Raw genomic sequence first — 3,025 nt, 5'->3', positions numbered from 1 at the left:
GCGGGGGTTGTCATCATTGACTCCTGGTCGTCGTTGGCGCTCGTGAGTTTTACAGCCGGCCGGCGAATCTTTCCCAACCGATCGTTCAGTTAGTATATAGTCACACTATCGGCACAGCAAGCCCCGCCGGCGGCACGAACTTTTCACGCACAGGTCACTCAACGAGGAGAAACCCCACTTGAATGCATCCCCGCACGCAGCAGCGCCGAGCGACACCACCGAGCCGGCCCATCACGCCATGATGAAGCGAGATCGGGCATCCGCCGCCCTCGGCATGGTTGTGGAACACACCGAACCGGGCAGCGCCATCGTCTCCATGCCCATTCGCGAAGACATGCTGAACGGTTTCGACGTCACCCACGGGGGAATCATCTTTGCCCTCGCCGACACGGCCTTCGCCATCGCCTGCAATGATGACCATCACGTCACCCTTGCGGCCGGTGCCGACATCACTTTCCTCAAGCCCACAAGGCTCGGTCAGACACTCACCGCTACCGCCGTACTCCGCACCAAGAGTGGGCGTTCCGGACTCTACGACGTGCGCGTAACCGACGAGCACAACGATCCCATCGCGGAATTCCGCGGTCGCAGTCGCACCACGAACCTCGCTACGCCCACCCGCGCCCACAACTAACCTGCTCCCGGAGGCACCATGTCAACGCTGACCAAGACTCGCCTGCACGCCCCGTCCCTCGATGAGCTCGACCCGGAGGAGCGGATGTCCCGGGACGAGATTCTCGCCCTGCAGCTGCGCCGCCTGCAGCAGACGGTGCGACACGCCTACGCGAATGTTCCGCTCTATACGCGCAAGTTTGATGCCGTCGGTGTTCACCCCGATGACATTCGCACCCTCGATGACGTGCAGCGCCTCCCCTTCACCACCAAGGAAGACCTCCGGGTCTCCTACCCCTTCGGTATGTTCGCCGTGCCCATGGATCAGGTCGCGCGCATCCACACCTCCTCGGGAACGACCGGCCTCCCCACCGTCGTCGGCTACACCAAGCAGGACCTGCGCAACTGGGCGGGCCTCGTTGCCCGCAGCCTCCGCGCGTCGGGCGTGCGCCCCGGCATGAAGGTGCACAACGCCTACGGCTATGGCCTCTTCACCGGCGGACTCGGCGCCCACGCGGGCATCGAAGCCCTGGGCGCGGTCGCCATCCCCATGTCGGGCGGACAGACCAACAAGCAGGTGCAGATGATCAATGACTTCCAGCCCGACGTCATTCTCTCCACCCCCAGCTACCTGCTGACCATCACGGACGCCATGGTGTCGGCCGGCCTCGACCCCCGCCGGTCCAGCCTCAAGGCCGGCGTACTCGGCGCCGAGCCGTGGACCAACCAGCTTCGCCTTGAGCTCGAGGATCGTCTCGACTTCGACGCGCTCGACATCTATGGGCTGAGCGAGGTGATGGGCCCGGGAGTCGGTAACGAGTGCATCGAGTCCAAGGACGGCCCCCATCTCTGGGAGGACCACTTCTACCCGGAGATCATCAACGGCGAAACGGGAGCCACCCTCGCTGACGGAGACACCGGAGAACTCGTCTTCACGTCCCTGACCAAGCAGGCCTTCCCGGTGATCCGGTACCGCACACGCGACCTCACCCGCCTCCTGCCCGGCACGGCACGACCCGGCATGCGCCGGATGGAAAAGATCACGGGTCGCAACGACGACATGATCATCCTGCGCGGCGTCAACCTCTTCCCCACGCAGATTGAGGAGATCGTGCTCGGCATCGAGCACCTCTCGCCTCACTTCGTGCTCGAGCTCACCCGCCCCGGCCGCATGGACGAGCTCACCGTGCGCATCGAGCGCCATGAGCACGCCGACGGCGCCTCCTCCGACACGGCTCGCGCTGCGCTGATCGCGCGCATCAAAGACCAGATCGGCTCCACCGTCAACGTGGAGATAGCCGAACCCGGCACCCTTGAGCGGAGCGTCGGAAAACTCAAGCGCGTCTACGACAGGCGCTAACCGGGCTCAGGGACGCCTGCGTGAGAGAATGTGAACAATGTCTGACGTGAACACAACCAAACGCGGGCGCCCCGGCTACGACCAACGCGCCATCCTCGATATCGCCGTCGCGGCCTTCAACGAGTACGGTTACGACGCCACCTCGATGGGAGTCCTGGCAGCACGCCTTGATCTCTCGAAAGCGGCCATCTACCACCACTTCTCTTCCAAGGAGGAGCTGTTGGCGCTGGCACTTGACGAGGCACTGACCGGACTCGAGGGGGTACTGCTCGAACCGGGCGCCCTCACCGGCTCGGCAATCGACCGCCTCGCACACGTGCTCCGCGGTGCCGTTCAGGTGCTCACCGCCAAACTCCCCTCCGTTACCCTGCTCCTTCGAGTGCGTGGCAACTCCGACGTGGAGCGACAGGCGCTGACCCGCCGGCGTGCCTTCGACCGCGCCGTCTCTGCCCTGGTCGTACAGGCACGCGGAGAGGGCAGCGTTCGAGCGGATATCGACCCGCGCATCGTCACCCGGCTCGTCTTCGGCATGGTGAACTCCATCGCCGAGTGGTACCGCCCGGAGGGCCCCGAAGATGCCGTCCAGCTGGCCGATGACGTGTTGAAATTGGCCCTCGACGGCCTGCGTACGCCCCGCTGAACCCACCCGGCCGTTTCTCGTTGGTCGAGGCGCGAGGTACGAGCGATCGAGACTCGGTGGGCCGGTTTCAGGGTCGGCGTGCGGGGTCTCGATCGCTCCTTCGTCGCGCCTCGAGCAGCGGGCAGGGGGTTCGCTGGTCGAGGAACGCCGTCTACGGCGTGACTCGAGACCCGGTGAGCCGAGCCTCCAGGCGCAGGTCGCGGGGTCTCGATCGCTCCTTCGTCGCGCCTCGACCAGCGGACAGGCGGGTTAACGCAAGAAAGCCACCCCGTGGGGTGGCTTTCAAGTGTGTTGCTAAGTTAAGTCCGGCGGTGTCCTACTCTCCCACAGGGTCCCCCCTGCAGTACCATCGGCGCAAAGAGTCTTAGCTTCCGGGTTCGGAATGTGACCGGGCGTTTCCCTCTTGCTATAGC

Annotated in this window: 3 protein-coding genes and 1 rRNA gene; 3 read left to right on the top strand and 1 reads right to left on the bottom strand. The window is 64.9% G+C overall.

Annotated elements, in window-relative coordinates:
- The first annotated feature begins 178 nt into the window (after positions 1–178).
- The 3 genes from paaI to JF66_RS16705 are packed head-to-tail and all read left to right on the top strand — an operon-like array spanning position 179 to position 2,612.
- Entirely contained in the window at positions 179–634 is a 456-nt protein-coding gene (gene paaI / locus JF66_RS16715; RefSeq protein WP_369798053.1) for a hydroxyphenylacetyl-CoA thioesterase PaaI, read from the top strand.
- Positions 635–652: 18 nt separating this feature from the next.
- Positions 653–1,972 (top strand): phenylacetate--CoA ligase PaaK, encoded by a 1,320-nt coding sequence (gene paaK / locus JF66_RS16710; RefSeq protein ID WP_156109866.1) that lies wholly within the window; start codon positions 653–655, stop codon positions 1,970–1,972.
- A 37-nt stretch (positions 1,973–2,009) separates the two neighbouring features.
- Positions 2,010–2,612, top strand: coding sequence for a TetR/AcrR family transcriptional regulator (locus tag JF66_RS16705; RefSeq protein WP_035879791.1), 603 nt, complete (start codon positions 2,010–2,012; stop codon positions 2,610–2,612).
- 303 nt (positions 2,613–2,915) lie between these two features.
- Here JF66_RS16705 and rrf read toward each other — a convergent pair.
- A 5S ribosomal RNA gene (gene rrf / locus JF66_RS16700) occupies positions 2,916–3,025 on the bottom strand; the annotation flags it as partial.

This window comes from Cryobacterium sp. MLB-32 (assembly GCF_000738085.1).
Lineage (GTDB): Bacteria > Actinomycetota > Actinomycetes > Actinomycetales > Microbacteriaceae > Cryobacterium.
The sequence above is the reverse complement of the archived record's forward strand: the minus strand, read 5'-3'. Positions and strand labels throughout refer to the sequence as shown.

Coding starts and splice junctions, on each gene's coding strand:
- paaK (WP_156109866.1), top strand. CDS start 653: ATGTCAACGCTGACCAAGACTCGCCTGCACGCCCCGTCCCTCGATGAG.
- JF66_RS16705 (WP_035879791.1), top strand. CDS start 2,010: ATGTCTGACGTGAACACAACCAAACGCGGGCGCCCCGGCTACGACCAA.